This window comes from Streptomyces sp. NPDC006393 (genome assembly GCF_040628575.1).
Classification (GTDB): domain Bacteria; phylum Actinomycetota; class Actinomycetes; order Streptomycetales; family Streptomycetaceae; genus Streptomyces.
On sequence record NZ_JBEXZD010000073.1, the window covers coordinates 1 to 26901 of the forward strand.

General features: G+C 72.4%; 22 protein-coding genes and 1 pseudogene. 14 read left to right on the plus strand and 9 right to left on the minus strand.

All coding sequences use genetic code 11. The features are described from left to right. Nucleotides 1-390 precede the first annotated feature (390 nt). The 8 genes from ABZ484_RS25910 to ABZ484_RS25945 all read left to right on the plus strand — a co-directional run bounded on the left by ABZ484_RS25910 (nucleotide 391) and on the right by ABZ484_RS25945 (nucleotide 11230). Nucleotides 391-864: a DUF6099 family protein gene (locus ABZ484_RS25910; RefSeq protein WP_358868317.1), complete on the plus strand. Its 474-nt coding sequence runs from the start codon at nucleotides 391-393 to the stop codon at nucleotides 862-864. 77 nt (nucleotides 865-941) lie between these two features. Next, nucleotides 942-1865: an LLM class F420-dependent oxidoreductase gene (locus ABZ484_RS25915; protein WP_358868318.1), complete on the plus strand. Its 924-nt coding sequence runs from the start codon at nucleotides 942-944 to the stop codon at nucleotides 1863-1865. Nucleotides 1866-2073: 208 nt separating this feature from the next. Then, nucleotides 2074-3030: a DUF4232 domain-containing protein gene (locus ABZ484_RS25920; protein WP_358868319.1), complete on the plus strand. Its 957-nt coding sequence runs from the start codon at nucleotides 2074-2076 to the stop codon at nucleotides 3028-3030. 132 nt (nucleotides 3031-3162) lie between these two features. After that, entirely contained in the window at nucleotides 3163-4641 is a 1479-nt protein-coding gene (locus ABZ484_RS25925) for a 3' terminal RNA ribose 2'-O-methyltransferase Hen1 (RefSeq protein WP_358868320.1), read from the plus strand. Then, nucleotides 4638-7181 (plus strand): polynucleotide kinase-phosphatase, encoded by a 2544-nt coding sequence (locus ABZ484_RS25930; RefSeq protein WP_358868321.1) that lies wholly within the window; start codon nucleotides 4638-4640, stop codon nucleotides 7179-7181. Before ABZ484_RS25925 ends, ABZ484_RS25930 begins: the two co-directional genes overlap by 4 nt. A 142-nt stretch (nucleotides 7182-7323) precedes the next feature. Beyond that, nucleotides 7324-8550, plus strand: coding sequence for an arginine deiminase (locus tag ABZ484_RS25935; RefSeq protein WP_358868322.1), 1227 nt, complete (start codon nucleotides 7324-7326; stop codon nucleotides 8548-8550). Between the two features lie 82 nt (nucleotides 8551-8632). After that, on the plus strand, nucleotides 8633-9640 hold the full coding sequence (argF, locus tag ABZ484_RS25940) for an ornithine carbamoyltransferase (protein ID WP_358868323.1): 1008 nt from the start codon (nucleotides 8633-8635) through the stop codon (nucleotides 9638-9640). Nucleotides 9641-9781: 141 nt separating this feature from the next. Further along, complete coding sequence (locus ABZ484_RS25945) at nucleotides 9782-11230, plus strand: amino acid permease (RefSeq protein ID WP_358868324.1); 1449 nt, start codon at nucleotides 9782-9784, stop codon at nucleotides 11228-11230. Here the strand turns inward: ABZ484_RS25945 and ABZ484_RS25950 are convergent. Next, nucleotides 11187-11645 (minus strand): ATP-binding protein, encoded by a 459-nt coding sequence (locus ABZ484_RS25950; protein WP_358868325.1) that lies wholly within the window; start codon nucleotides 11643-11645, stop codon nucleotides 11187-11189. The genes ABZ484_RS25945 and ABZ484_RS25950 overlap by 44 nt on opposite strands. 366 nt (nucleotides 11646-12011) lie before the next feature. Here ABZ484_RS25950 and ABZ484_RS25955 point away from each other — a divergent pair, with 366 nt between their 5' ends. Both ABZ484_RS25955 and ABZ484_RS25960 read left to right on the plus strand, forming a co-directional pair. Then, a complete protein-coding gene (locus ABZ484_RS25955) occupies nucleotides 12012-12839 on the plus strand; it encodes an enoyl-CoA hydratase family protein (RefSeq protein ID WP_358868326.1) in 828 nt (275 codons plus the stop codon). A gap of 7 nt (nucleotides 12840-12846) precedes the next feature. Continuing rightward, nucleotides 12847-15156: a bifunctional salicylyl-CoA 5-hydroxylase/oxidoreductase gene (locus tag ABZ484_RS25960; RefSeq protein ID WP_358868327.1), complete on the plus strand. Its 2310-nt coding sequence runs from the start codon at nucleotides 12847-12849 to the stop codon at nucleotides 15154-15156. Here the strand turns inward: ABZ484_RS25960 and ABZ484_RS25965 are convergent. From ABZ484_RS25965 to ABZ484_RS25975, 3 genes are all read right to left on the minus strand, one after another. Further along, on the minus strand, nucleotides 15120-16028 hold the full coding sequence (locus tag ABZ484_RS25965) for a sulfotransferase (RefSeq protein ID WP_358868328.1): 909 nt from the start codon (nucleotides 16026-16028) through the stop codon (nucleotides 15120-15122). The two genes, ABZ484_RS25960 and ABZ484_RS25965, sit on opposite strands and share 37 nt — an antisense overlap. 120 nt (nucleotides 16029-16148) lie before the next feature. Beyond that, nucleotides 16149-16979: a PaaX family transcriptional regulator C-terminal domain-containing protein gene (locus ABZ484_RS25970; RefSeq protein WP_358868329.1), complete on the minus strand. Its 831-nt coding sequence runs from the start codon at nucleotides 16977-16979 to the stop codon at nucleotides 16149-16151. Between the two features lie 55 nt (nucleotides 16980-17034). Continuing rightward, nucleotides 17035-18729: an AMP-binding protein gene (locus tag ABZ484_RS25975; protein WP_358868330.1), complete on the minus strand. Its 1695-nt coding sequence runs from the start codon at nucleotides 18727-18729 to the stop codon at nucleotides 17035-17037. Nucleotides 18730-18889: 160 nt separating this feature from the next. Here ABZ484_RS25975 and ABZ484_RS25980 point away from each other — a divergent pair, with 160 nt between their 5' ends. The 3 genes from ABZ484_RS25980 to ABZ484_RS25990 all read left to right on the plus strand — a co-directional run bounded on the left by ABZ484_RS25980 (nucleotide 18890) and on the right by ABZ484_RS25990 (nucleotide 21544). Then, on the plus strand, nucleotides 18890-20464 hold the full coding sequence (locus ABZ484_RS25980) for an acyl-CoA dehydrogenase (RefSeq protein ID WP_358868331.1): 1575 nt from the start codon (nucleotides 18890-18892) through the stop codon (nucleotides 20462-20464). Next, nucleotides 20461-20859 (plus strand): RidA family protein, encoded by a 399-nt coding sequence (locus ABZ484_RS25985; protein ID WP_358868332.1) that lies wholly within the window; start codon nucleotides 20461-20463, stop codon nucleotides 20857-20859. The genes ABZ484_RS25980 and ABZ484_RS25985 overlap by 4 nt, the downstream gene beginning before the upstream one ends. Nucleotides 20860-21013: 154 nt before the next feature. Continuing rightward, the gene (locus ABZ484_RS25990; protein ID WP_358868333.1) at nucleotides 21014-21544 is read left to right on the plus strand and encodes a DUF6299 family protein; all 531 of its coding nucleotides are present in this window, start codon (nucleotides 21014-21016) and stop codon (nucleotides 21542-21544) included. Between the two features lie 104 nt (nucleotides 21545-21648). Here ABZ484_RS25990 and ABZ484_RS25995 read toward each other — a convergent pair whose 3' ends face one another. From ABZ484_RS25995 to ABZ484_RS26010, 4 genes are all read right to left on the minus strand, one after another. After that, nucleotides 21649-23073, minus strand: a complete 1425-nt coding sequence (locus tag ABZ484_RS25995) for an MFS transporter (RefSeq protein ID WP_358868347.1) — start codon at nucleotides 23071-23073, stop codon at nucleotides 21649-21651. 396 nt (nucleotides 23074-23469) lie between these two features. Beyond that, the gene (locus tag ABZ484_RS26000; RefSeq protein WP_358868334.1) at nucleotides 23470-23775 is read right to left on the minus strand and encodes a hypothetical protein; all 306 of its coding nucleotides are present in this window, start codon (nucleotides 23773-23775) and stop codon (nucleotides 23470-23472) included. Next, the gene (locus ABZ484_RS26005) at nucleotides 23772-24038 is read right to left on the minus strand and encodes a hypothetical protein (RefSeq protein ID WP_358868335.1); all 267 of its coding nucleotides are present in this window, start codon (nucleotides 24036-24038) and stop codon (nucleotides 23772-23774) included. Before ABZ484_RS26005 ends, ABZ484_RS26000 begins: the two co-directional genes overlap by 4 nt. Then, the gene (locus tag ABZ484_RS26010) at nucleotides 24019-24462 is read right to left on the minus strand and encodes a hypothetical protein (RefSeq protein WP_358868336.1); all 444 of its coding nucleotides are present in this window, start codon (nucleotides 24460-24462) and stop codon (nucleotides 24019-24021) included. The genes ABZ484_RS26005 and ABZ484_RS26010 overlap by 20 nt, the downstream gene beginning before the upstream one ends. Before the next feature lie 224 nt (nucleotides 24463-24686). On the opposite strand from ABZ484_RS26010, the pseudogene ABZ484_RS26015 reads away from it, so the two are divergent. Beyond that, nucleotides 24687-24917: pseudogene (locus tag ABZ484_RS26015) on the plus strand (DUF2399 domain-containing protein); the annotation flags it as partial. A gap of 374 nt (nucleotides 24918-25291) precedes the next feature. Here the strand turns inward: ABZ484_RS26015 and ABZ484_RS26020 are convergent. Continuing rightward, nucleotides 25292-26821, minus strand: coding sequence for a UDP-N-acetylglucosamine 1-carboxyvinyltransferase (locus tag ABZ484_RS26020; protein ID WP_358868337.1), 1530 nt, complete (start codon nucleotides 26819-26821; stop codon nucleotides 25292-25294). Nucleotides 26822-26901: the final 80 nt, after the last annotated feature.

The window sequence follows — 26901 nt, forward strand, 5'->3', positions numbered from 1 at the left end:
GGCGGCGGTGGGGTCTGGCCGGGGGCCGGTGCGCCGGCCCGCCGGGTCCGCCGGGTCCGCTCGTCCCGCCCGGTCCGCCCGGCCCGCCGGGTCCGCCGGGTCCGCTCGTCCCGCCCGGTCCGCCCGGCCCGCCGGGTCCGCTCGTCCCGCCCGGTCCGCCCGGCCCGCCGGGTCCGCCCGATCGCATCGCCCGCACCCGGGACCTCGACGGAATGAGACCCTCCGATATCACTCTCCGAAGTTGTTCGCTCGGTTGAAATCGATTTGTTGTCCAGAGATTTCCGTCTTCCTCTGGCTTTTCGGTCCATTCGGAGTCACTCTGGGTAGTGAACGACGGAGTTCGGGCAGACGTGCGAGAAGCGCGCACGTGGGGAGAGACGGGGGCAGCGCATGGATGCGGTGCGGCTCATCCTGGCGAGCAGGCGTGCCCTGGCGGGGAGCGGCGAGGCCCCCGTCATCCTGACCGAGGTGTGGCAGGCGCAGGCCCTGGCACAGGCGATAGGCAGCCGCCTCGCGGTCTCCGGACCGCCCGAACTGCGGGGCGAGGCACTGGGACTGACCGAACTGGCGGGCCGGGGCTGCGGGGTGCTGGACGCACCCGAACTCGATCCCGGGGACTTACGGGCGGCCCAGCTCACCGAACTCGCCGACGCGCACGAGGTGTTGGTGGGCCTGGGCGGCCTGCTGGGCGAGGTCGGCATCGCCCTGGTCGGCATCGCCAGTTCCGCCGCCGACGAACGCACCTACTGGCAGTGCATGGAGGCGATCGACGCGGCCGACGAGTCCAGAGACCGGGTCCGCGAGATGCTGCGGAAGCTGGCCGCCCGGGAGGAGACGGCGCTGCCGGAGCGGGAAGCGGGCTGACGAGGTTCACCCGGCGGGCGCGACCGGCGCGCGGTGGGCGTGCACGCCGGCGTACGGGATGCGGGCAGGATGAGGGCATGGATCTCCGCATCTTCACCGAGCCCCAGCAGGGGGCCACCTACGACACTCTGCTCGCCGTGGCCAAGGCCACCGAGGACCTGGGGTTCGACGCCTTCTTCCGCTCGGACCACTATCTGCGCATGGGCGACGCGGACGGACTGCCCGGCCCCACCGACGCCTGGATCACTCTCGCCGGACTCGCCCGCGAGACCAGGCGCATCCGGCTCGGCACCCTGATGACCGCCGCCACCTTCCGGCTGCCCGGTGTGCTCGCCGTCCAGGTCGCGCAGGTCGACCAGATGTCCGGCGGCCGGGTCGAACTGGGTCTGGGCGCCGGCTGGTTCGAGGCGGAGCACGCGGCGTACGGCATTCCGTTCCCGAAGGACAAGTTCGACCGTCTCGAGGAGCAGTTGGCCATCGTCACCGGCCTGTGGGCGACGGAGGCGGGCAAGACCTTCGACTTCCGCGGAAAGCACTACGAACTCGTCGACTCGCCGGCGCTGCCCAAGCCCGCCCAGGCGAAGATCCCGGTGCTCGTCGGCGGGCACGGCCCCACCCGCACCCCACGGCTCGCCGCCCAGTACGCCGACGAGTTCAACATCCCGTTCGCCTCCGTGGAGGACAGCGAGCGGCAGTTCGGCCGGGTGCGGTCCGCGGCCGATGCCGCCGGCCGCGGCGCCGACGACCTCATCTGCTCCAACGCGCTCGTCGTCTGCGTCGGCCGCGACGATGCCGAGGTCGCGCGCCGGGCCGCCGCGATCGGCCGCGGGGTGGACGAGCTGAAGGCCAACGGCCTGGCCGGCTCCCCGGCCGAGGTCGTCGACAAGATCGGCCGCTACGCCGGGATCGGCTCCCGGCGGATCTACCTCCAGATCCTCGACCTGACCGACCTGGACCACCTGGAGCTCATCTCCTCCCAGGTGCAGTCACAACTGTCGTAACGCCACACCGGTGGTACGAGACCGGTTGCGCGACACCGGTCGAACATCGCCGGTCGCCCGGCCCCGGTGCCCTCTCGGTCCGGACGCACCGTCGTCCCGGCCGAGAGGCACATCCCCACAGCGGCACCCCCGGACCTGTGACAGGCCTGTGACCGGAACTATGGCTTCCGCCACAGTCGGAGACGCGGCGCCCTGATGAGGTGACCGGATGCGCAGATCAGTCACCCTCCTCCCGGTCCTCGCCGCGGTCCTGCTCCTCCCGGCGTGCGGATCGGAGCACGGCGGCACCCGGAGCGCCGGCCCGGGCGCGGCCACCTCGCCGTACCGCACCCGGGTCGACGATCCGGGCACCGACGGCGTCCGGATCACCGCGGTGACGATCCCGCCCGCGTCGCCCTCCCCCTCCCCCTCCCGCGACCACTTGGTCCACGCCGACAGCCTGCCCGCGGACTCGGGCGTCTTCGCCGAGTACGAGGTGACCAACGACGGCACGGAGGCGATGACGTACACCGTCCTCATCGACTTCACGACCGGCACCGGCGAGGTCATGAGCAACAAGTGGGAGACGGTGCGCGACGTCGGTCCCGGCAGGACGGTGCGCGGCACGGTCCGCATGGGCGTTCTGCCGCCCGGCGCCTCCCCGGTGGCGCGGGTCAAGGTCGCCGAGGTCACCAAGGTCCCGGCGGACGAGGCGCCGCCCGCCGCGGGTGCCTGCCCGCCCTCGGGGATCCGTGTCACGGCCGACCGGGGCGACGCCGCCATGGGGCTGCGCGTGGTGGGCCTGCACCTGGAGAACTGCGGGACGCGCGACTACACCGTGGACGGCTACCCGCGGTTGGAGCTGCTGGACGAGAGCCGTGAGCCCATCGAGGGCGTCAGGATCCTCCGGGGCAGCGGCGGCATCACCACCCTGCCCGAATGGGACGAGCGGCCCCGGCCCGTCACCCTGAAGCCCGGCGAGAGCGCAGTCTCCGGACTGGTGTGGCGCAACACCACGCAATTCGGCACACCCGTCGACGTGCCGTACGTCCGCGTCCGTGCGAAGGCCGGCGCCGACCCGGTGACCGTGACGCCCCACCTCGACCTCGGAACCACCGGGAAGCTCGGCGTCCGCCCGTGGCATCGCGAGCAGCGGGAACAGAGCGAGCAACCGCAGCAGCCGTAGCGGCAGCAGCCGCAGCAGCCTCGGCCCGGAGAAAATCCCGGGTGCCCACGCGCCGTTCTCTGTACGTTGGAGCGGCGCACAAGCGTACGACCAGCGCTTTCGCTTCTTCCCGACCCTTCGAGGCAGCCCACCGTGTTCCTGACGATCACCACCACCGGCACCCCCGAACGCCCCGCCACCGACCTGGGTTTCCTGCTCCACAAGCACCCCGGCAAGGCGCAGTCGTTCTCCACCTCCTACGGCACGGCCCACGTCTTCTACCCCGAGGCGGACGACCGGCGCTGCACGGCGGCGCTGCTGCTGGAGATCGACCCGGTGGCCCTGGTCCGGCGCGGCCGGGGCAAGGGGCGCGGCGGAGCGCCCGACGCGGCGCTCGCCCAGTACGTCAACGACCGCCCGTACGCGGCCTCCTCGCTGCTCGCGGTGGCCCTGAGCGCCGTCTTCTCCAGCGCGATGCGGGGCGTGTGCAACGCCAGGCCGGAGATCGCGGGACAGCCGCTGCCGCTGCGCGTCGAGGTGCCCGTGCTGCCGGCCCGCGGCGGCCCGGAACTTGTGGGGCGCCTGTTCGAGCCGCTCGGCTGGGCCGTGACCGCCGAGCCCGTCGCGCTGGACGCCGAGTTCCCGGAGTGGGGCGACTCGCGGTACGTACGCCTCGTCCTGGAATCCGGCGCGCTGACCCTCGCCGAGGCCCTGCGCCACCTGTACGTCCTGCTCCCCGTCCTCGACGACGCCAAGCACTACTGGGTCTCCTCCGACGAGGTCGACAAGCTGCTGCGGGCCGGTGAGGGCTGGCTGCCCGAGCACCCGGAGCAGAAGCTGATCACCAGCCGCTACCTGTCCCGCCGCTGGTCGCTGACCCGGCAGGCGATGGAGCGGCTGGAGCTGGTGCGGCTCGCGGAGGCGGACGACAGCGAAATCGAGGACATCGACAACGCGGTGCGGGCGGAGACCGAGACCGAGGAGAAGCCGACCCCGCTCGCCGTGCAGCGCCGGGAGGCGATCCTCGACGCCCTGCGCGAGTCCGGGGCCGCCCGTGTCCTCGACCTCGGCTGCGGACAGGGCCAGTTGGTGCAGGCGCTGCTGAAGGACACGCGGTTCACCGAGATCGTGGGCCTCGACGTGTCGATGCGGGCGCTGACCATCGCCGGCCGGCGGCTGAAGCTGGACCGCATGGGCGAGCGGCAGGCCGCGCGCGTCAGGCTCCTCCAGGGGTCGCTCGCCTACACCGACAACCGTCTCAAGGGCTACGACGCCGCCGTGCTCAGCGAGGTGATCGAACACCTCGACCTGCCGCGGCTGCCCGCCCTGGAGTACGCGGTGTTCGGCGCGGCCCGCCCGCGCACGGTCCTCGTGACCACCCCGAACGTCGAGTACAACGTCCGCTGGGAGTCCCTCCCGGCCGGACACGCCCGCCACGGCGACCACCGCTTCGAGTGGACCCGCGACGAGTTCCGGGCGTGGGCGACGGCGGTCGCCGAACGGCACGGCTACGACGTCGCCCTCCGGCCCGTCGGACCCGAGGACCCCGAGGTGGGCCCGCCCACCCAGATGGCCATGTTCGTCATGAACACAGCCGTGAGCAACGCAGTGAAGGAGGCGAAGACGGCATGACCGAGACACAGACCAGGGGACGGGTCCTTCCCGTCACCGACCTCTCCCTCGTCGTCCTCGTCGGCGCCTCCGGTTCGGGCAAGTCCACCTTCGCCCGCCGGCACTTCAAGCCCACCGAGGTCATCTCCTCGGACTTCTGCCGGGGCCTGGTCAGCGACGACGAGAACGACCAGGGCGCCACCCGGGACGCCTTCGACGTGCTCCACTACATCGCGGGCAAGCGCCTGGCGGCCGGCCGCCGCACCGTCGTCGACGCCACCAGCGTGCAGCAGGACGCCCGCCGGCAGCTGGTCGACCTGGCCAGGCGGTACGACGTGCTGCCCATCGCCATCGTCCTGGACGTGCCCGAGGAGGTGTGCGCCGAGCGCAACGCCGCCCGCACCGACCGCGCCGACATGCCCCGCCGGGTCATCCAGCGGCACATCCGCGAGCTGCGCCGTTCGCTGCGGCACCTGGAGCGCGAGGGCTTCCGCAAGGTGCACGTCCTGCGGGGCGTGGAGGACGTGGAGAACTCCACCGTCGTCACCGAGAAGCGCTTCAACGACCTGACCCACCTCACCGGCCCCTTCGACATCATCGGCGACATCCACGGCTGCGCGTCGGAACTGGAGGCGCTGCTCGCCAAGCTGGGCTACGTCGACGGTGTGCACGCCGAGGGCCGTACGGCCGTCTTCGTCGGCGACCTCGTCGACCGCGGCCCGGACAGCCCCGGCGTGCTGCGGCGCGTGATGTCGATGGTGAAGTCGGGCAACGCCCTGTGCGTCCCCGGCAACCACGAGAACAAGTACGGCCGTCACCTGAGGGGCCGCAAGGTCCAGCACACGCACGGACTCGCCGAGACCGTCGAGCAGATGGAGGGCGAGAGCGAGGAGTTCCGGCAGGAGGTACGGGAGTTCATCGAGGGACTGGTCAGCCACTACGTCCTGGACGGCGGCAGGCTGGTCGTCTGCCACGCCGGTCTGCCCGAGAAGTACCACGGCCGCACCTCGGGCCGGGTCCGCTCGCACGCGCTGTACGGCGAGACCACCGGGGAGACCGACGAGTTCGGGCTGCCGGTGCGCTACCCGTGGGCGGAGGACTACCGGGGCCGGGCGGCCGTCGTCTACGGCCACACGCCCGTCCCCGAGGCCACCTGGCTCAACAACACCATCTGCCTGGACACCGGCGCCGTCTTCGGCGGCAAGCTCACCGCGCTGCGCTGGCCGGAGCGGGAGCTGGTCGACGTACCGGCCGAGCGGGTCTGGTACGAGCCGGTCAAGCCGCTGCGCTCCGAGGCGCCCGGCGGGCACGACGGCCGGCCGCTCGACCTGAAGGACGTGCACGGCCGCCGGGTCGTCGAGACCCGCCACGCGGGCCGGGTCTCCGTCCGCGAGGAGAACGCGGCCGCGGCCCTGGAGGTCATGAGCCGCTTCGCGATCGACCCCCGGCTGCTGCCGTACCTGCCGCCCACCATGGCGCCGACGGCGACCTCGAAGGTGGATGGCTACCTGGAGCACCCGGCGGAGGCGTTCGCGCAGTATGCGGCCGACGGGGTCGCGCGGGTGGTGTGCGAGGAGAAGCACATGGGCTCGCGGGCGGTGGCTCTGGTCTGCCGCGACGCGGAGTCGGCGCGCGAGCGGTTCGGTGTCGAGGGCCCCACCGGGGCGCTGTACACCCGTACCGGCCGCCCCTTCTTCGACGACGCTTCGGTCACCGAGCAGATCCTCGACCGGCTGCGCTCGGCGGCGGGCGAGGCGGGTCTGTGGTCCGAGCTGGACACGGACTGGCTGCTGCTGGACGCCGAGCTGATGCCGTGGTCGCTGAAGGCGTCCGGGCTGCTGCGGACGCAGTACGCGGCGGTGGGCGCGGCCTCCGGTGCCGCGTTCCCCGGCGTACTGGCCGCGCTGGGGGGCGCCGGGGCCCGCGGCGTCGACGTCACCGGCCTGCTGGACCGCCAGCGCGAGCGCGCGAGCGCCGCCGCCGCCTTCACGGCCGCCTACCGCCGCTACTGCTGGACCACCGACGGGCTGGCAGGCGTCCGCCTGGCGCCGTTCCAGATCCTGGCGGTCCAGGGCCGCAGCCTCGCCGCGCTGCCCCACGACCGGCAGCTCGCGCTGATCGACCGCCTCGTGGAGCACGACGGGACCGGCCTGCTGCAGACCACCCGGCGCCTGTACGTCGACACCGGCGACCCGGAGTCGGTGCGGGCCGGCGTCGACTGGTGGCTGGAGATGACCGGCCGCGGCGGAGAGGGCATGGTCGTCAAGCCGCTGGGCGCCCTGGTGCGCACCCCGGAGGGGCGCCTGGTCCAGCCCGGCATCAAGTGCCGCGGCCGGGAGTACCTGCGGATCATCTACGGCCCCGAGTACACCCGCCCGGACCACCTGGACCGGCTGCGGCAGCGCTTCCTGAACCACAAGCGGTCGCTGGCGATCCGCGAGTACGCCCTCGGTCTGGAGGCCCTGGACCGGCTGGCCGACGGCGAGCCGCTGTGGCGGGTGCACGAGGCGGTGTTCGGGGTGCTGGCCCTGGAGTCGGAGCCGGTGGACCCCCGGCTGTGAACCCGTGGCCCCCGCCGTGGCCACCCCTGGCCCTTGCCCGAACCGAGGGCCACGGGTGGCCACGACCGGGGGGCCATAACAACAAGGCGCGGAAACGGACGAGACGAGGGTGAATCCGGTCGCCGATGGTCAGGATGGAGTCATGGGATTCCATGTCGACTCCGAGGCCGGGCGGCTGCGCCGCGTCATCCTGCACCGGCCCGATCTCGAGCTCAAAAGGCTCACCCCCAGCAACAAGGACGCCCTGCTCTTCGACGACGTGCTGTGGGTGCGCCGCGCGCGCGCCGAGCACGACGGGTTCGCGGACGTGCTGCGCGACCGCGGGGTCGCCGTGCACCTCTTCGGGGACCTGCTGACCGAGACGATGGAGATCCCGTCGGCCCGGTCGCTGGTCCTCGACCGCGTCTTCGACGAGAAGGAGTACGGGCCGCTGGCCACCGACCACCTCCGGGACGCGTTCGAGTCGCTGCCCGCACCGGAGCTCGCGGAGGCCCTGGTCGGCGGCATGACCAAGCGCGAGTTCCTCCAGGGGTACGCGGAACCGACCTCAGTGCGCTTCCATGTGATGGACCTGGACGACTTCCTGCTCGGCCCGCTCCCCAACCACCTGTTCACCCGGGACACCTCCGCCTGGATCTACGACGGCGTCTCCATCAACGCGATGCGCTGGCCCGCCCGGCAGCGCGAGACCGTGCACTTCGAGGCGATCTACCGCTACCACCCGCTGTTCCGCGGCGAGACGTTCCATCTGTGGTCCGAGGGGCAGGCCGACTACCCGTCCACCATCGAGGGCGGGGACGTGCTGGTCATCGGCAACGGCGCGGTGCTGATCGGGATGAGCGAGCGGACCACCCCGCAGGCCGTGGAGATGCTCGCGCACAAGCTGTTCGCCGCCGGGTCGGCCCGTACGATCGTCGCTCTCGACATGCCCAAGCGGCGCGCCCTGATGCACCTCGACACGGTGATGACGATGGTCGACGCCGACGTCTTCACCCAGTACGCGGGGCTCGGCATGCTCCGCTCGTACACCATCGAGCCGGGCGCCGGCGACAAGGAGCTGAAGGTCACCGACCATCCGCCGGAGCACATGCACCGCGCGATCGCCGCCGCGCTCGGCCTGAGCGAGATCCGGGTGCTGACCCCCACCCAGGACGTGCACGCCGCCGAGCGCGAGCAGTGGGACGACGGCTGCAACGTCCTCGCCGTCGAGCCGGGCGTCGTCGTCGCCTACGAGCGCAACTCCACCACCAACACGCATCTGCGCAAGCAGGGCGTCGAGGTGATCGAGATCCCCGGCAGCGAGCTGGGACGGGGCAGGGGCGGCCCGCGCTGCATGAGCTGCCCGGTGGAGCGGGAGGCGGCCGCATAGAAATCCGGTGGGGGCGCATAGAAATTCTGAGAGTCGTATAGAATTCCAACAGTTTCTGTCCCCCACCCGTTGGAGCGCCCCCATGGCGACAGTCCCGACCGCCCTCGCCGGCCGCCACTTCCTCAAGGAGCTGGACTTCACCGAGGAGGAGTTCCGCGGCCTGGTCGAGCTGGCCGCCGAGCTGAAGGCCGCCAAGAAGGCCGGGACCGAGACGCGGTACCTGAGCGGCAGGAACATCGCCCTGATCTTCGAGAAGACCTCGACGCGCACGCGCTGCGCGTTCGAGGTCGCCGCCGCCGACCAGGGCGCGTCCACGACGTATCTGGACCCCTCCGGCTCCCAGATCGGGCACAAGGAGTCCGTCCGGGACACCGCCCGCGTCCTCGGCCGGATGTTCGACGCCATCGAGTTCCGGGGCGACAGCCAGGCCGCCGTCGAGGAGCTCGCCGCCCACGCCGGCGTGCCCGTCTACAACGGGCTCACGGACGACTGGCACCCCACCCAGATGCTCGCCGACGTGCTCACCATGACCGAGCACAGCGACAAGCCCCTGAAGGAGATCGCCTTCGCCTACCTGGGCGACGCCCGCTTCAACATGGGCAACTCCTACCTGGTGACCGGCGCCCTGCTCGGCATGGACGTGCGCCTCGTCGCCCCCAAGACCTACTGGCCCGCCCAGGAGATCGTCGACCGGGCGCGCGAGCTCGCCGAGACCAGCGGCGCGCGCATCACCCTCACCGAGTCCGTGGCGGAGGGCGTGCTCGGCGCCGACTTCGTCGCCACCGACGTCTGGGTCTCCATGGGCGAGCCCAAGGAGGTATGGGACGAGCGCATCGAGGCCCTCGCCCCGTACGCCGTGACCATGGACGTGCTGCGCGCCACCGGCAATCCGGACGTGAAGTTCCTGCACTGCCTGCCGGCGTTCCACGACCTGGGGACCAAGGTCGGCCGCGAGATCCACGAGCGGCACGGCCTGACCTCCCTGGAGGTGACCGACGAGGTGTTCGAGTCATCCCACTCCGTCGTCTTCGACGAGGCCGAGAACCGCCTGCACACCATCAAGGCGATCATGGTCGCCACCCTCGCCTGACGGCGCGGCCCGGCCGAAGGGCCCGACCGAAGCACCCGACCACCCCGTATCCTGACCGACGGCCCGGAACCACCCATTCCACGGCGCCGCCGCGCGACCCACCCGGTCGCCCCGCACCACCAGAAACGAGCACCACCCCCCATGCCCGCTCCCCGCATCAAGTCCCCGGCCCTCCTCGTCGCCGAATCCGGCGCCGACCGCGAGGGCCACGGCCTGAAGCGCACGATGGGACTGTTCCAGCTCATCTGCTTCGGCGTCGGCGCCATCGTCGGCACCGGCATCTTCGTCGGCCTCTCCGACTCCGTCGCCCAGGCCGGCCCGGCCGTCGTCGCCTCGTTCGTCCTCGCGGCGATCACCTGTGTCTTCACCGCCTTCTCCTTCGCGGAGCTGGGCGGCGCGATCCCGGTCTCCGGCTCCTCCTACTCCTTCGCCTACGCCGGCCTCGGCGAGTCCACCGCCTTCCTGGTCGGCTGGTGCCTGCTGCTGGAATACGGCGTCTCCATCTCGGCCGTCGCCGTCGGCTGGAGCCAGTACGTCAACGAGCTGCTGCACAGCCTCACCGGGGTCCAGCTCCCGGACGCCCTGTCCGCCGGCCCCGGCGACGGCGGGATCATCAACCTGCCGGCCGTGATCGTCATCGCCATGGCCTCCGTGCTGCTGGTGCGCGGGGTGCGCGAGAGCGCCCGCGCGACGGCCGCCATGGCCGCGGTGAAGCTCGTCATCCTGCTGGCGTTCTGCGCCATCGGCTACAGCGCCTTCAAGCACGGCAACCTCACCCCGTTCTCCCCGGCCGGCGTCGGCGGCATCGGCGCGGGCACGACGGCCGCGTTCTTCTCCTACATCGGCTTCGACGCGATCACGACCGCCGGCGAGGAGGCCAAGAACCCGCGCCGGGACATCCCGGTCGCGATCATGGTCTGCATGGGCATCGTGACCCTGCTGTACTGCGCGGTCGCGCTCGCCGCGATCGGCGCCATCGGCGGCGAGCAGGTAGCCGGACGCCCCGCCGCCCTGTCCTACGTCGTCAACGAGGTCACCGGTTCGGCCGTCGGCGGCGGAGTGATCGCCTTCGGCGCGGTCGTCGCCATCGCCTCGGTCGTCCTGGCGGTGATGTACGGCCAGACCCGCATCCTGATGTCGATGTCCCGGGACGGCCTGATCCCGCGCGTCTTCGAGAAGGTGAACCCGAAGACCTCCACCCCGGTCGCCGGCACCCTGATCGTCGCGGTCGTCTTCGCGCTCCCGGCGGCCTTCGCCTCGCTCGACGCCGTGATGAACCTGTGCACCATCGGCACGCTCGCCATCATGGCCGTCGTGAACATCGCGGTGATCACCCTGCGCCGCCGCGAGCCGGGCCTCACCCGCAGCTTCCGGGTGCCGCTGTACCCGGTGGGCCCGCTGCTCGGCGTCGGCTTCTGCCTGTACCTGATGTACGAGACCGGCTGGCAGACCTGGATCCAGTTCGCCGTGTTCCTCGCCGTGGGCCTGCTGATCTACGCCGGCTACGGCCGCCGGCACTCCACGCTCGCCGGGGCCGCCCCCGAGGTCACGCCGGGTGCCGCCGCTGAACGGGAACCGCAGACAGTCTGAACCACACCGCCTTGCCCGACTCGGTCGGGCGGTGGCCGCAGGAGGAGCTGAGGGCGCGGATCAGCAGCAGGCCGCGCCCGTCCTCCCGCCAGGGGTCGGGTGCCGTCAGATCCGGCCGGGTCAGCCCGCCGGGCGGCGCCGGGTCCGGATCGTGCACCTCCACGTGACAGCCCGTCGGCAGCAGATGCACCACCAGCTCTATCGGGCCGGTGCCCGCGGCGTGCTCCACGGCGTTGGCGACCAGTTCCGCCGTGAGCAGCTCCGCCGTGTCGCTGTCGGCCGTGACCGGGTGCGCCGGCTCGGCCAGCGCCGTACGGACCAGGGCGCGGGCCACCGGCACTGCGGCGGCGGTGTGCGGCAGCGCGACGCGCCAGGAGGCCGAGGCAGAGGGTTCGTGCACCGTGAGTCCGTTCATGGTGCGAGGCGCCGGCGTGGAGACCATCGGCGTTGCAGTGGTGACCATCGGGCTGCCCCGCTTTCGACGAGGGAATGGTACGGGGGCCGCCGCCGGCGGCTTCCGGCGGGCTCCGTCCGGGACCGTCGGCCCCGGCACGGACGGCCTACCCGGGGGGACGGCCCGCCTCCCGCGGCGACTGAGCTCGTTACCGCGCCATGGACGAGCTGTGACGAAACGACGGGCACCGGTCGCGCGGCGGCCACAATGTCACGCGGCACTATCGCGCCATCATGACGACAGTCACGGATAAGTGATAACTTCGAGGGGAAGAACTCAGCAGGCACAGGCAGTCGCGCTCGAGGAGCGCCGAGGAGGCCGTACGTCATGAGTCCTTTCACCGGCTCCGCCACCCGCACCCCCGACTGGCGCCACCTGCGCGTCAAGCTCGAGGACGGCGTCGCCACGGTCACCCTCGCCCGCCCCGAGAAACTCAACGCGCTCACCTTCGGCGCCTACGCCGACCTGCGCGACCTGCTCGCCGAGCTGTCCCGGGAGCGGGCCGTGCGCGCCCTGGTGCTGGCCGGCGAGGGACGCGGCTTCTGCTCCGGCGGCGACGTCGACGAGATCATCGGCGCCACCCTGTCCATGGACACCGCCGAGCTGCTGGACTTCAACCGGATGACCGGGCAGGTCGTACGGGCCGTACGGGAGTGTCCGTTCCCGGTGATCGCGGCGGTGCACGGGGTGGCGGCCGGAGCCGGGGCGGTGCTGGCGCTGGCCGCCGACTTCCGGGTGGCCGACCCCAGCGCCCGCTTCGCCTTCCTCTTCACCCGGGTCGGGCTGTCCGGCGGCGACATGGGCGCCGCCTATCTGCTGCCCCGGGTGGTCGGACTCGGCCACGCCACCCGGCTGCTGATGCTGGGCGAGCCGGTGCGCGCCCCCGAGGCCGAGCGGATCGGCCTGATCAGCCAGCTCACCGACGAGGGCCACGCCGACGAGGCCGCCCAGATCCTCGCCCGCCGCCTCGCCGACGGCCCCGCGCTCGCCCACGCCCAGACCAAGGCCCTGCTCACCGCCGAGCTGGACATGCCCCTGGCCGCGTCGGTCGAAATGGACGCCGCCACCCAGGCGCTGCTGATGAACGGCGAGGACTACGCCGAGTTCCACGCGGCCTTCACCGAGAAGCGGTCGCCGAAGTGGCGGGGGAGGTGAGGGCCCGATGACCGGTCCGAGGAGCGTCGCCGTGGTCGGCGGCGGCCCCGGCGGCCTGTACGCGGCGGCCCTGCTCAAACGGCTCGACCCGGCCCGCGAGATCACCGTCTGGGAGCGCAACGCGCCCGAGGACACCTTCGGCTTCGGGGTCGTGCTCTCCGACGAGACGCTCGGCGGGATCGAGCACGCCGACCCGGTGGTGTACCAGGCCCTCCGGCGGGACTTCGTCCGCTGGGACGACATCGACATCGTGCACCGCGGCACTCGGCACACCTCCGGCGGCCACGGCTTCGCCGCCCTCGGCCGGCGCAGGCTCCTCCAGATCCTGCACGAGCGCTGCCGCTCGCTCGGCGTCGAGCTGCGCTTCCGCACCGAAGCGCCGCCCCCGGCCCGGCTGACGCAGGCGTACGACCTGGTGATCGCCGCCGACGGCGTGCACAGCGCCACCCGCGAGGCCTACGCCCACGTCTTCCGGCCCCGGGTGACGAGCCACCGCTGCCGCTACATCTGGCTCGCCGCCGACTTCCCCTTCGACGCCTTCCGCTTCGAGATCGCCGAGACCGAACACGGCGTGATGCAGCTGCACGGCTACCCCTACTCGGCCGACTCCTCGACGGTCATCGTCGAGATGCGCGAGGAGGTGTGGCGGGCCGCCGGGTTCGACGAGCTGGACGAGACGGAGTCCGTCGAGCGCTGCGCCAAGATCTTCGCCGACGCGCTCGGCGGCCGCCCGCTGCGCTCCAACAAGTCCGCCTGGACCACCTTCCGCACGGTGGTCAACGAGCGCTGGTCGCACGGCAACCTGGTGCTGCTCGGCGACGCCGCCCACACCGCCCACTTCTCCATCGGCTCCGGCACCAAACTCGCCGTCGAGGACGCCCTCGCGCTCGCGGCCTGCCTCCAGGAGCGGCCGTCGACCCCCGAGGCGCTCGCGGCCTACGAGGAGGAACGCAGGCCGGTGGTCGCCTCCACCCAGCGGGCGGCCCGGGCCAGCCTGGAGTGGTTCGAGAACCTCGGCCTCTACCTCGACCAGCCGCCCCGCCGGTTCGCCTTCAACCTGCTCACCCGCAGTCGCCGCGTCACCCACGCCAACCTGCGGCTGCGCGACGCCCGCTTCACCGAGGCCGTCGAGCGCGAGTTCGGCTGCCCGCCCGGCACGCCCCCGATGTTCACCCCGTTCCGGCTGCGTGGACTGACCCTGCGCAACCGGGTCGTCGTCTCACCCATGGACATGTACTCGGCGGTCGACGGCGTCCCCGGCGACTTCCACCTCGTCCACCTGGGCGCCCGGGCCCTCGGCGGCGCCGGCCTGGTGATGACCGAGATGGTGTGCGTCAGCCCCGAGGGCCGGATCACTCCGGGCTGCGCCGGGCTGTGGACCGGCCGGCAGGCCGACGCCTGGCGGCGGATCACCGAGTTCGTGCACCGTCAGGCGCCGGGCACCGCGATCGGCGTGCAGCTCGGGCACAGCGGGCGCAAGGGCTCGACGAGGCTGATGTGGGAGGGCATGGACGAACCGCTGCCCGAGGGCAACTGGCCGCTGGTGGCCGCCTCCCCGCTGCCGTACCGGCCGGACAGCCAGGTCCCGCGCGAGCTGTCCCGCGCCCAACTCACCGACATCCGCGAGCAGTTCGCCTCCGCCGCGGGGCGCGCCGCCCGGGCCGGCTTCGACCTCCTCGAACTGCACTGCGCCCACGGCTACCTCCTGTCCGGCTTCCTCTCCCCGCTGACCAACCACCGCACCGACGCCTACGGCGGTGGCCTGGAGGGGCGGCTGCGCTTCCCGCTGGAGGTGTTCGACGCCGTCCGCGCGGTGTGGCCCGAGGAACGCCCGATGACCGTCCGCATCTCCGCGACCGACTGGGCGGAGGGCGGCACGACGGCCGAGGACGCCGTGGCGATCGCCCGCGCCTTCGCCGCGCACGGCGCCGACGCCGTCGACGTCTCGACCGGGCAGGTGGTGGCCGAGGAGCGGCCCGAGTTCGGACGGTCGTACCAGACGCCGTTCGCCGACCGGATCCGCCAGGAGGCCGGCGTCCCCGTGGTCGCGGTCGGCGCGATCTCCTCCTGGGACGACGTCAACTCCCTGATCCTGGCCGGGCGCACCGACCTGTGCGCGCTCGCCCGCCCGCACCTGTACGACCCGCACTGGACTCTGCACGCCGCCGCCGAGCAGGACTACCAGGGACCCGGCGTCGCCTGGCCGGCGCCCTACCGGGCGGGCAGCCGCCGCCCGCAGACCGGTCGCGCGGACGCCCCCAAACCCCGGCTCACGCTGGCTCACTCCGTGGAGCCGACGCCCTCCGGCGAGGTGTAGCCCCATGCCCGGCACAGTGGCCGCAGCGCCGGGGCGATCTCGTCGTCCGCCGGCAGCTCGCGGCCCGGCTGCACCGTGCCCGTGCGGATGTTGTCGCGCCAGTCGCCGAGGCCCCTGATCAGTTCCGTGCCGGCCTTGCCGCCGTAGCGCAGCATCGCCGGCTCGTAGTCGACGCCGAGGAACGCGCACAGGCGGCGCATCTCCCGCTCCGGATCGGCCGTGATGTCCTCGTAGCGCACCGTGCAGCCACCGGTGTCGGCCCGGCGCACCTTCTCCACGGCCGTCATGTAGCGCAGCGCGTCGGTGACGGCCGTGTCGTAGGGGCGCTTGACGGGGTCGCTCTCGTGCCAGGAGCGGACGACCGACTCCGGGTGGCGCAGCAGCAGGACGAACCGGGCATCGGGCCAGCAGTCCAGGATGCGCTCGTACATGAAGGCGTTGGCCGGGGTCTTCTCGACGACGACGTCCTTGCCGGACCTGACCAGTTCGCGGTGCAGAACGCGGTCCCACAGCAGATGTTCCAGGTCGCCGCGGTCCAGGCCGAGCGCGCTCATCGCGCGCCGCGAGTGCCAGTTGTTGCAGATGACGTCCGTCCTGCCCAGGTGCAGTTCGTGCGGGGCGTGCAGCCGCGAGTGGGCGCCCAGCATCATGCGCAGCAGCGTGGAGCCGGAACGCACCGAGGAGATGATGAACACGGGCCGCCGCAGCAACCGCTCGACGGGCAGCTCCTGCTCCGACGGGCGCCGGTAGGCCACCTCCGGCTGCGCGGGCTCCGTCGCGCCGGGCGCCGACGGGACCGCCCGGGGGGCTCTGCGCACCTGGAGGCCGGTCGTGGCGGTCAGTGCCCGGTTCAAGTTCCGCATGAGACTCATGCGCCGGACGCTAGGTAAGAACTCTGAGAAGACGATCGGAGCAGGCTGAGGGTTCTCTTACCGGATGCGATTGTGACGCACGCCATGCCTTGCTGTCGGTCGGGTCCGGCGCGACCGATGTCACGGTCCGGCGACGCCCGCGAACACCGCTCCCGCGTCCCGCAGTCGCTCGTGCAGCCCCCGGAAGACCGCCGCCGAGCGGGCGCCCGGCCAGTCGGCGGGCAGCAGCCGGGCGGGCAGCCCGGGGTCGACGTAGGGCAGATGGCGCCAGGAGTCCAGGGCGAGGAGATAGTCGCGGTAGGCCTCCTCGGGCGGGGTGTCGGCGCGCCGCTCCCAGGAGTGCAGCACCTGCGCGTGGCGGCCCAGGAACGCCTCGTGCTGCTTGGCGATCGCCGCCAGGTCCCACCAGCGCCCCACCGCCGCGGTGGTCGGCGCGAAACCCAGGTGCTCGCCCCGGAAGAGGTCCACATACGCGTCCAGCCGCAGCCGTCGCAACGTGTGCCGGGTCTCCTCGTACAGCCGGGCCGGGGCGATCCACACGCCGGGCGCCGCCGTGCCGAAGCCGAGTCCGGCCAGCCGGGAGCGCAGCACATGCCGCTTGTTCCGCTCCGACTCCGGCACGGAGAACACCGCCAGCACCCAGCCCTCGTCCGCCGGCGGAGCGGTCGCGTAGATGCGGCGGTCGCCGTCGTCCAGCAGCTGCCGCGCCTCGGAGGACAGTTCGTAGCCCGCCGCGCCCTGCTCGGTGCGGGCCGGCACCAGCAGCCCCCGCCGTTTGAGCCGGGACACCGAGGAGCGTACGGAGGGCGCGTCCACGCCCACCGCGGCCAGCAGCCGGATCAGCTCGGCGACGGGCACCGGGCCCGGAGCGAAGCGGCCGTACGCGCCGTACAGCGTGACGATGAGGGACCTCGGGGCGGGTTGCGCGGGCTGCTCGGACACGTTGATCATTTTAGGTCGTCGGCGATGCCGCCGGTCACCGTCACCGACTCCGTCACGGGCTCCGTCACCTCGCCCCGTCAACAGAGCGATCCCCGTCCACGGCGCGGCTCCCGTCCGCCCCGCGCAGCCGGAACCGCTGGAGCTTGCCGGTCGCCGTGCGCGGCAGCGCGTCCAGGAACACGATCTCGCGCGGGCACTTGTACGGCGCCAGCTCGGACTTCACATGCGCGCGCAGCGCCTCCGCGTCGCGCGCCGCGCCCTCCTTCAGGACGGCGTAGGCCACCACCACCTGCCCGCGCGCCTCGTCGGGCCGTCCGACGACCGCCGCCTCCACCACGTCCGGGTGGCGCAGCAGCGCGTCCTCGACCTCCGGCCCGGCGATGTTGTACCCGGCCGAGATGATCATGTCGTCGGCGCGGGCCACGTAGCGGAAGTACCCGTCGGGCTCGCGGACATAAGTGTCGCCGGTGACGTTCCAGCCGTCGCGCACGTACCCGCGCTGACGCTCGTCGGCGAGGTAACGGCAGCCCACGGGTCCCTGCACGGCGAGCAGCCCCGGCTCCCCGTCGGGCACGGGCCGGCCCCGCTCGTCCTGGATCCGCGCGCGCCACCCCGGCACGGGAACCCCGGTCGTGCCCGGCCGGATGTCGCCGTCCGCCGCCGAGATGAAGATGTGCAGCAGCTCGGTGGCGCCGATGCCGTTGACGATGCGCAGACCGGTGCGCTCGTGCCAGGCGTGCCAGGCGGCCGAGGGCAGGTTCTCCCCGGCGGACACGCAGCGCCGCAGCGACGAGATGTCGTACGCCCCGCCGGTGCCGTCCGCGCCGAGCGCGTCGAGCATCGCCCGGTAGGCGGTGGGGGCGGTGAACAGCACGGACGCCCGGTGCTCGGCGATCGCGGCCAGCAGCTGCCGCGGGTGGGCCTCCTCGAGCAGCAGGGCGCTCGCGCCGGCCCGCAGCGGGAAGACGACCAGCCCGCCCAGCCCGAAGGTGAACCCGAGCGGGGGACTGCCCACGAACACGTCGTCCGCCCGCGGCCGCAGGACATGCCGGGAGAAGGTGTCCGCGATGGCCAGGACGTCCCGGTGGAAGTGCACACAGCCCTTGGGCCGGCCGGTGGTACCGGAGGTGAAGGCGATCAGCGCCACGTCGTCGGCGGCGGTGTCCACGGCCGGGAACGGGGTGTCGGGCGCGGGGCGGCGCAGCAGGTCGTCGGGGGCGTCGCCGCCGTACGTCGTGAGGGTGAGCCCGGGCACCTCCGCCTTGACCAGGTCGTCCACGGACCGGATGTCGCACAGGGCATGCCGGATCCGGGCGATCTCGCACATCGTGCTCAGCTCGTGCGGGCGCTGCTGGGCCAGCACGGTGACGGCGACCGCGCCCGCCTTGAGCACGGCCAGCCAGCAGGCCGCCAGCCACGGCGTGGTCGGGCCGCGCAGCAGCACCCGGTTGCCGGGGACCACGCCGAGGTCGCCGGTCAGCACGTGCGCGATCCGGTCGACGCGGGCGCGCAGCTCGCCGTAGGTCCAGGTCTCCCCCCTGCCCGTACGGAACGCGGGGCGCCCGGCGTCGGTCCCGGCCGAGGGGTCCAGCAGCTCGGCGGCGCAGTTCAGCCGGTCGGGGTAGCGCAGCTCCGGCAGATCGAAGCACAGTTCGGGCCACTGGTCCGGGGGCGGGAGGTGGTCGCGCGCGAAGGTGTCGACGTGCGCCGAGGTCGTCGGCGGCCGAACGTCGTCCCTGGTGGAAACCGTAGGGTCCATGGCGGTTCGCCCCTCGTCGTCGTGGGCCAGGGCGCGGCCTGTCCGGCGGTTGCCCGACAAGCCCCACCGTTGGAGCGTATCGTCTTGGTGACGGCAGTCAACGGTGCGCGATACGGTAGAAGTGAACCCCGGTCGCCTCCGGGGGAGGGAGGACCGGCGAATGCCCGCATTCTCGCTCGAACCGGAACAACTCGCCTGGTGCGCCGAGCTGCGCACCCTCGCCGCCGACCGGCTGCGCCCGCTCGCCGAGAAGGGCGAGCCGGGCCGCGTCAACCACGCGCTCCTCGCCGAACTGGGCCGGCTCGGGCTGCTGCAACGCCTGTTCACCTCCGGCGCCCTGGACCTGTGCCTCATGCGGGAGTCCCTGGCCTACGCCTGCACCGAGGCCGAGACCGCCCTCGCCCTCCAGGGCCTGGGCGCCCACCCGGTCCACGCCCACGGCACGCCCGCCCAGCGCGAGCGCTGGCTGCCCGCGGTCACGGACGGCAGCGCGGTGGCGGCCTTCGCCCTGAGCGAGCCGGGCGCGGGCTCCGACGCGGCGGCGCTGGGCCTGCGCGCGGAACCGGAGGGCGTGCAGGGGGAGGGCGTACAGGGGGAGGGAGGTGAGCCGGGAGGCGGTGGCCCGCCCGGCGACGCATCACCCCTCGTAGAGCCGGGCGCCGCACCGCTCGCCGGACCCGGAGACGACTTCCACCTCACCGGCCCCGGTGGCTCACCGCTGGCCGAGTCGGGTGGCTCACCGCTGGCCGAGCACGGCGGCTTACCACTGGGCGGCCCCGGTGGCTCACCGCTGGACGGCCCCGGTGGCTCACCGCTGGCCGAGCCCGGCGGTGCACCGCTGGTGGGGCCCGGCGCCGGCCCCCTCGGCCGGCCCGGTGGTGCCGGGCCGCTCGCCGCGTCCGGCGCCTCACCCCTCGCCGAACCGCACCGCTCACCCCTCGCGGGGGCCGGCACCTCGCCCACAGCCGCCGCCTCCGCCGCCCCTCTGGCCGCCCGTCCCGCGGGCGCCGCCCGCTGGCGGCTCACCGGCCGGAAGTGCTGGATCTCCAACGCCCCCGAGGCCGACGTCTACACCGTCTTCGCCCGCACCACGCCCGGCGCCGGATCCCGCGGCATCACCGCCTTCCTGGTCCCCGCCGACCGCCCGGGCCTCACCGGCAGCGCACTGGAGATGCTCTCCCCGCACCCCATCGGCACCCTCGACTTCGACGGCGTCGCGGTCACGGAGGACGACGTGCTCGGCGAGGTGGACCGCGGTTTCCGGGTCGCGATGGGCACCCTCAACCTGTTCCGGCCCAGCGTCGGAGCCTTCGCCGTGGGCATGGCCCAGGCCGCGCTGGACGCCACCCTCGCCCACACCGCCCGCCGGGAGGCGTTCGGCGGCACCCTCAGCGAGTTGCAGACCGTCGCCCACCAGGTCGCCGAGATGGCCCTGCGCACCGAGGCCGCCCGACTGATGGTGTACGCGGCGGCCACGGCCTACGACGACGACGCCCCGGACGTCCCCCGGCGCGCCGCCATGGCGAAGCTGCTCGCCACCGAGACCGCCCAGTACGTCGTCGACACCGCCGTACAACTGCACGGCGCCCGAGCCCTGCGCAGGGGCCACCTGCTCGAACACCTCTACCGCGAGGTGCGCGCACCCCGGATCTACGAGGGGGCCAGCGAGGTGCAACGGTCCATCATCGCCAAGGAGTTGTACGCCGCCGTGCACGCACGAGGGGAGACGGAGTGACCGCCGAACGCGTCAACCCGCCGGAGCTGTCCCCGCCGACCGGCTTCTCCCATGCCGTCGTCGCCACCGGCTCCCGCGTGGTGTTCCTGGCGGGCCAGACGGCACTCGACTCCGACGGCAAGGTGGCCGGCGAGACCCTCCCCGAGCAGTTCGAGCGCGCCCTGACCAACCTCCTCACCGCCCTGCGCGCCGCCGGCGGCACCCCCGCCGACCTGGCCCGCGTCACTGTCTACGCCACCGACCTGGCCGCCTACCGCGCGAACGCCCCCGAACTCGGCCGCATCTGGCACCGGTTGGCGGGCCGCGACTACCCCGCGATGGCGGTCGTGCAGGTGGTCCGCCTGTGGGACGAGGAGGCGATGGTGGAACTCGACGGTTTCGCCGTCCTCCCCTGACGTCCCGTCATGCGGCGATACGGCTGGTCGGAGCGACCGACCGCCGTGCCCCGGGACTCGCCACCGAAGGAGTGAGGATCACGGCCCCGGGCTCCGCCGTTGGGTACCAGTGGAAGCCCCCAGCCACGTCAGCGAACCCGGGAGGCTTCATCCCATGACCGTAAGACCCGCACGGTCCACGCGTTCCCCGCACTCCGCACCTTCCGTACGGGCCGTACGTGCCGTGCGGGCCGTGCGTCGCGTTCTCGGAGCCCTCGGCGTGGCCGCCGCGACGCTGCTCCTGGCCGCGCCGGCCGCGCCGGCCGCGCCGGCCGCGCCCGCGCCCGCGGCCGCGTCGGGCGCCGACGAGACGGTGACCGTCGACCCGACGGCCCGGCTGGCGGCCGACGGCACCGTCACGCTCTCCGGCACCTACCGCTGCACCGGCGCCGACGGCCCCGTCTTCGTCAGCTCCGGCATCAGCCGGAAGGACTCCGCCACCCGCTACGGCATCGGCGGCACCCGAGCCGTGTGCGACGGCGCCGAGCACACCTGGACGAACACGGGAAAGCCCTCGGACGCCCTGGACCCGGGTACCGCCCACGTCGAGGCGACCGTCATGGAACTCACCCCCCAGAGCGGCCTGCCGCTGCTGCCCCGCTTCCACGCGGTCGGCGAGCAGGACGTGACCGTGGCCCGAGCCTGATCGGCGTCCGGCGTCCGGCGCCCGGTGGTCGCGGGCGGTGGTCGCGGGCGCCGGCTCCACGCCGCCGCCGTCACATCCGCCCGGCCGTCACATCCGCCCGGCCGTCACATCCGCCCGGCCGTCATCCTCCTGATGGAGGCGAAAGTGACCACGACCAGCCCGGCGGCGACCCAGAAGGCGGCCTGGACGGCATGGAGGGCGGCCGAGGGACCGCCGGAGGACCCGGCGCCGGAGAGATAGATGCTGCCGAGGACCGCCACCCCGAGCGTGGCGCCCAGCTGCTGGACGGCGTTGAGGAGCCCGGCGGCGGAACCGATCTCCTGCGGCCGCAGCGGCTTCAGCGCGATGGTGAAGAACGCGGGCGTGAACAGCCCGACCCCGAGTCCGATGACGCCGAGCGCGTACAGCAGCGGCGTGGGGTAACCGGTGGGGCCGGAGGAGTGATAGCCGGCGACGGCGGCGAGGGCGCCGGCCAGCAGTACGGCGAGTCCGAGGGGCATCATGCGGCGCCCGTGGCGCTTGAGGAGGCGGGCGCCGGTCACCCAGGAGGCGAGGGCCAGACCCACCGACCACGGGGCGAGACTCAGCCCGGCCTTCAGCACCCCGCTGTGCAGCCCGAGTTGGAGATGGAGCACGACGACCGTCGTCAGACCGTTGGTGACGGCGAAGAACACGGTCGAGGTCACCAGGGCGGCGGGGAAGCCACGGCGGGTGAAGAGACTCGGCTCCACCAGCGGGCTGTGCCCCGCGCCCGCGACCCTGCGCTGGTGCACGGCGAAGACGCCCATGAGGCACAGACCGGCGGCGACGGCCGCCCAGCCCCACCCGGACAGCGCGGTGAGGTCGGTTCCGACGAGCGGACGGACGAGGAGTCCGACACCGGCCATGGCCAGGAGCGTGCCCGTCACATCGAGGGTGGGCCGCTCGGGGGCGCGGTTCTCCATGAGCCTGGGGGAGAGCGCCAGAACGACCAGGCACAGGGGGACGTTCACGAGAAAGACGGCGCGCCACGACGACCCGAAGAGATCGGCGTGTGTGATGAGGCCACCGAGCACGGGCCCGCACACGGCGGACAGCCCCATCACGGGCCCGATGCCGCCGAGCGCCTTGGACATCTCGGCCTCGGAGAACATGGCCCGGATCAGGCCGATGGTCTGAGGAACGATCAGGGCCGCGGCGGCCCCTTGCACGGCGCGGAAGGCGATCAGGGCCCCCACTCCGGGCGCGAGGGCACACGCGGCGGACGCGGCCATGAACCCGGTGACCCCGATCACGAACAGCCTCCGCCGGCCGGCGATGTCCCCCAGCCGACCGCCGCCCACCAGCAGGACGGCGAACGGCAGGGTGTACGCGGCGGTGAACCACTGGACATCGGACACGGCCCCGCCCAGATCGGCGTGGATCGCCGGCGCGGCGACCTGCACGACGGTCGCGTCAAGCAGATTCACCGCCTCCCCGAGCAACAGCGCGACGAGCCCCACCCATCGCCATCGGTACGCGGCCCTCGCACCCGGAACAGGCGTCAACACACGCTCGGCAGCCATCGAATGTCCTCCCCGCCATCACCGACTCGCCGGCCCCGCCCGCTCGGCGACGAACCGGGGCCGACCGACCACGGGTCAGCGTGGCGGCGGAGAAGAAAGGTGCTCCACCCAGAGCCGGAAAATGAAGGATTCTCTCCATCGAAGTGCCTCTGAGCGCCGATGCCCCACACCTGACCGGACCGCCGGGCGGGACACGCTCGGCACGTAGGGGTCAAGCGGTGACGTTGCCCGTGGTCGTGAGAGTGCCCGTGCCCTGGTCGAGCAAGGCTCCGGAGTGGTCCTTGGGCGCGTGCGGTGCAGGGCCGATCGGGCCCTGCGCCAGGCCGGATCCCCAAGCCTGCCACCGCTCGGACGGCAGTACGGTCCCGGTGGTGGGCGTGCTCACCTCAGCGAACTCGCCACGGCCTTGTTCGGCGAGCCGCCCGAGGCGCACGAACTGGGTTCCTGGACGGCCTGGTCGCCGCGTTCCATGGCGTCACGCAGGGTGTCGCGGGCAGCCAGGCCCTCCCTGCGGAGAGTCGTCGGGTAGGCGTCCTGTTCGGCGAGGCGGATGGTGAGGAGGGAGGAGCGGACCGCCGGGCCGAGTGCGGTCAGGAGTCCCTCCAGGGTGTCGCGGGCCGAGTCCAGCAGTCCGTCCAGGGAACGGCCCACTGCCTTCCCCTTGCTAAGGGCCGTCAGATCTGTCATGACCTGGATGAGGGCATCACGTTCGGCGGGGTGGCTTCCTGGCCCCAGCGGTGCAGGAAGTCGGTACAGCTGTCGTGGAGTTCGGCCGCCTTCCGGCCGACGGCGGTGGAGACCTTGCTGCGCGGCAGCCGGGCACCGCGCCAGTCGCCGGAGCCGATGCAGTACTTCAGTTCGACGGTCCGGTCGGAGTCGAGCCGGGCCCGAAGACCGAGTGGTACGTCACCGGTGTAGCCCTCTGGCCGGTCAGTTCCCCAGGTGGTCAACGTCCGGCCGCACCTCAGCGTGCGCCGCCTCAAGGAATCGATGCCGGACGCCACCGAGGTGCTTCCAGGGCTTACTGCCGTCGGGCGTCCCGTGCCAGTACGTATCGCCAAGAGCGTTGGCGAGGTCATCCACCGCGTCGCGAAGCTCTCGCGAGGCGACCAGCGTCAGATTGTTGCGCAGCGACCACATGCGATGGATCAACTCACTCGGCCGTTGATCACCGTCGCTGATGACACGCTCGATCTCCTGATAGACCGCGATGAACTCCTCAATCGCGGCCTTCCGTTCAGCTCGGACCCGCTCAGCGCGCGCTCGGCGTGCGCTTCGTTCGGCGGTACGGTTGGTCACGTGCTGAGTGATGATCGTTCCGGCCGAGCCGATCGACGTGCCGATTAGAGTTCCCGCAATGGGCAGCCAGTCCATCTCGACATAATCCACCCGTCAGTACGGCGGGAGCAGTGACATTGATCAGCTCGTTGCCTGTTCACTCCCATCCTCGCGAGGGTGGGCGGACGGACGACGGGTGGGAGATAGTGGCGGGGGCGTGCGCTGGGAGTCCTCCTGGAACTGCGGACCAGCGTGGACGACCGTGCGTTCAGAGCCGGTTCGGACGATGACCTGCTGCACGTCTCGCCTGGCGCGATGTACGCATCGCCGCGGCGCTGGCGAGAAGCGTCCCTTGGCAGCCGTGGCGCTACACGGCCGCCGATTACCGAGCAGCAGTGCCCGCGGTGGCCGAAGCCCTGGACCTGACGGGCCCACCCGCCGCAACGCCCTGGGACCCTGCCCTGGCCGTCGCGCTCGCCGAGTGTGGTGTCCGGGCGGGAATGTTCCGGGGACGCGCCATGTGGAATCGCGCGACGACCGGAAGCCGTTGATCCCAGACGAAAGTCGTAGAGAAGTCCCACATGCGCCGCACCTGCCAGCGCCGTGACCTGCGGCGATGGCCGGTCCCGGGGCGCTGACCCGTGCGAATGGCCTTCCGGTCTCTTGCAGGGTGTCCGGGTGTGACAGCGGGGCAGCGAGCCGAAGAACCTGCCTGAACCGTGCCTTTCCATGACTCGCCCAGGCCCACGCCCTCCGGTGACGCATCACGTGGAGCGCCGGGCAATCCGTCCCCCAGCCCTGAGGCCGACAATCTCTCGGCTCCGTCCCCAAGTTCCCGGGAAGTCCCACAGGCGAAGCCGAACCCCCTCCTGGCTCGTATACACGCAGGTCAGGAGGGGCGTAGCGGCGTTGTTTCCGAGAGCTTTCAGATGTCCCGGAAGATCTCGATCTGCGCCCCGATCGAGTTCAGGCGCTCGGCGAAGTCCTCGTAACCGCGGTTGATGACGTAGACGTTGCGCAGGACCGACGTGCCCTCGGCCGCCATCATGGCCAGGAGGACGACGACGGCGGGGCGCAGGGCGGGTGGGCACATCATCTCGGCGGCGCGCCAGCGGGTCGGGCCCTCGACGAGGACGCGGTGCGGGTCCAGCAACTGGAGGCGGCCGCCGAGGCGGTTGAGGTCGGTGAGGTAGATCGCACGGTTGTCGTAGACCCAGTCGTGGATCAGTGTCTTGCCCTGGGCCACCGCCGCGATGGCCGCGAAGAACGGCACGTTGTCGATGTTCAGGCCGGGGAACGGCATCGGGTGGATCTTGTCGATCGGCGCCTCCAGCTTGGAGGGGCGCACGGTCAGGTCCACCAGGCGCGTACGGCCGTTGTCGGCCACGTACTCCGGGGTGCGGTCGTGGTCGAGGCCCATCTCCTCCAGGACGGCCAGCTCGATCTCCAGGAACTCGATGGGGACGCGGCGGACCGTCAGTTCCGACTCGGTGACGACCGCTGCGGCCAGCAGGCTCATCGCCTCCACCGGGTCCTCGGAGGGGGAGTAGTCCACGTCCACGTCGATGTCCGGCACGCCGTGGACGGTGAGCGTGGTCGTGCCGATGCCCTCCACCCGGACGCCGAGCGCCTCCAGGAAGAAGCACAGGTCCTGGACCATGTAGTTGGAGGAGGCGTTGCGGATGACGGTCACGTCGTCGTGGCGGGCGGCCGCCAGCAGCGCGTTCTCGGTCACGGTGTCGCCGCGCTCGGTCAGCACGATCGGGCGGTCCGGGCGGACGGAGCGGTCCACGGTGGCGTGGTACTGCCCCTCGGTGGCCGCCACCTCCAGGCCGAACCGGCGCAGCGCGATCATGTGCGGCTCGATGGTGCGGGTGCCGAGGTCGCAGCCGCCCGCGTACGGCAGCTTGAAGCGGTCCATGCGGTGCAGCAGCGGGCCGAGGAACATGATGATGGACCGGGTGCGGACGGCGGCCTCGGCGTCGATGGCGTCCAGGTCGAGGTCGGCCGGCGGCACGATCTCCAGGTCGACGCCGTCGTTGATCCAGCGGGTGCGCACGCCGATCGAGCCCAGCACCTCCAGCAGGCGGTACACCTCCTCGATCCGCGCCACCCGCCGCAGCACCGTGCGCCCCCGGTTGAGCAGCGAGGCGCACAGCAGGGCCACGCAGGCGTTCTTGCTCGTCTTCACGTCGATGGCGCCGGACAGCCGGCGTCCGCCGACCACCCGCAGATGCATCGGGCCCGCGTAGCCCAGCGACACGATCTCGCTGTCCAGGGCTTCTCCTATGCGGGCGATCATCTCAAGGCTGATGTTCTGGTTGCCGCGCTCGATGCGATTGACGGCGCTCTGACTGGTGCCGAGCGCTTCGGCGAGCTGCGCCTGCGTCCAGCCGCGGTGCTGCCGGGCGTCACGGATGAGCTTGCCGATGCGTACGAGGTAGTCGTCTGCCATGAGGTTGAGGTTATCTCAGATATGAGATGGTGCCCGTCAGGGGGGTCCATTCGGGTGAGCCACCGTCAGTGACCCTGCGG